2 protein-coding genes are annotated in these 1,677 nt (G+C 53.8%); both read left to right on the forward strand.

The genetic code is table 11. The features are described from left to right. Nucleotides 1-868 (forward strand): hypothetical protein (locus GXO76_02035; GenBank protein NOY76629.1); only part of this gene is annotated, 868 nt, incomplete at its 5' end. 124 nt (nucleotides 869-992) lie between these two features. Then, the coding region (locus GXO76_02040) for a hypothetical protein (GenBank protein NOY76630.1) at nucleotides 993-1,677 on the forward strand (685 nt) is incomplete at its 3' end.

Consider the following 1,677-nt stretch of genomic DNA (forward strand, 5'->3'; position numbering starts at 1 on the left):
GGTCCTTACCCGTACTCTTACGAAATCCGGTCTAAAAAATGTGGTGGGGTTGTGTCACGAGTTTCTGGGAGTGAGCGATTGGCTCAGGCGCCATTTCGGGCGGGAAAAGTTTGACGGAATGGAATTTGTCGTCACGGGTATCAATCATTTCAACTGGATTTTAGAATTTAAAATGGACGGACAGGATGCCTTCCCGGCACTACACGACTATGCCCGGGAATTTTTGGCCCGGAAGAATCGCACCGATCTGAATGCCGACCCGTTTGCGGACAACCGTCTCCTTAAATTCACTCTGTTTGAAAACTTCGGCTATTTTCCCGCAGCCGGTGACCGGCATCTGGCGGAATTTTTGCCCAACGTGTTGACCAAAGAAAATGGGTACGGTGGAAAGTACTGGATTGGCCTTACGTCCATTCAGCGGCGGCGGGAAGACCTGGCCCGCGACCGCCGGCGTATTCAGGAAATGCGCGACGGCAAACGGGAACTCCCGAAACAGAAGTCCGGTGAAAAGGTGGCCGACATCATGGATGCCCTGTTTCATGAAAAAACAGGACTTTTTATTACCAATCTGCCCAATACGGGGCAGGTGGAAAATTTGCCCCGACAGGTTGTGGTGGAAGGGTTGGCCGAAATTCAGGGGGGCCGCATGGTTCCGCAGCCCATTGGGAAAATCTCTTCAACTATTTTTCCGCTCATTGCACCTCACGTCTGGCGGCAGGAAATGATTGTGGAGGCGTCTTTTACGGGCGATTGGAATCTGGCGGTGGAGGCCCTGGCATCCGATCCCATGATTCAGGATTTGAAATCCGTGCGAAGAATGGCCGACGAATTGCGGGCGGCTCTGAAGGAATTTCTGCCCCAGTTTTGAGTTGAGTACGACACCCGCATGGAATACGCGCGTAAATAGACCGAAATACACATTTTTTCAAGAAAAAGGAGGGTCCGTGACTAACCCAGGCATTTTTTATTTTTGGCGAAAACGAATTTTTTTGGTGATTCTTTTTTGGGCGATTGGTACGATTTCTCTCTATTCCCAATCCTTTGTTAGGGATGTCCCGTACGCGCAGGAGTTCCGCACGTTTGTGCGCATTCCCGGAGGGGAACGGGCCAATGATGTGCGAGCCCTGGCGTTTGACCGGGACAGCACGCTCTGGGCCGCCACGGCCGCCGGCCTGTTTGAATACCGGGACGGCCGATGGCTGGAGGACCCCTTCTTTCGTGGGAACGCCTTGAATGCGGTTTATTGCGATGCCCGCGGCCGGCTCTGGGTGCTGAAAAATCACACGGTTTTTAAAAAAACAGGGGCATCCTGGAAAAAACAGAGTCCTTTAAAAAATGTTCGCATTCGCGGCGTACACGCGTCGTTTTTTCTGCCGGACAGTTCCCTCTGGGTGGGTGTGGACGAGGGATTGGCCCGCGCCACCCGCCAGGCCCTTTTGCGGGATGTGGGTCCCTTTTCACTCTTTAGACCGGTGCAGGCGCTTTACACCGATGCGGACGGTACACAGTGGCTGGGACTTCACAAAGAAGGGCTGGTGCGACTTTCTCCGGATGGGGTGCGCACGCTGTACATCGGACTGGACGGCCTGCCCTACGATGACATTCTGGCGATTACCGGAAACACACGCTATTTGTGGGGTGCCACCTCCTGGGGGGTGTTTCGGTTCGATCGGGAAA

The sequence above is a fragment of the Calditrichota bacterium genome (assembly GCA_013151735.1).
GTDB lineage: Bacteria > Zhuqueibacterota > JdFR-76 > JdFR-76 > BMS3Abin05 > BMS3Abin05.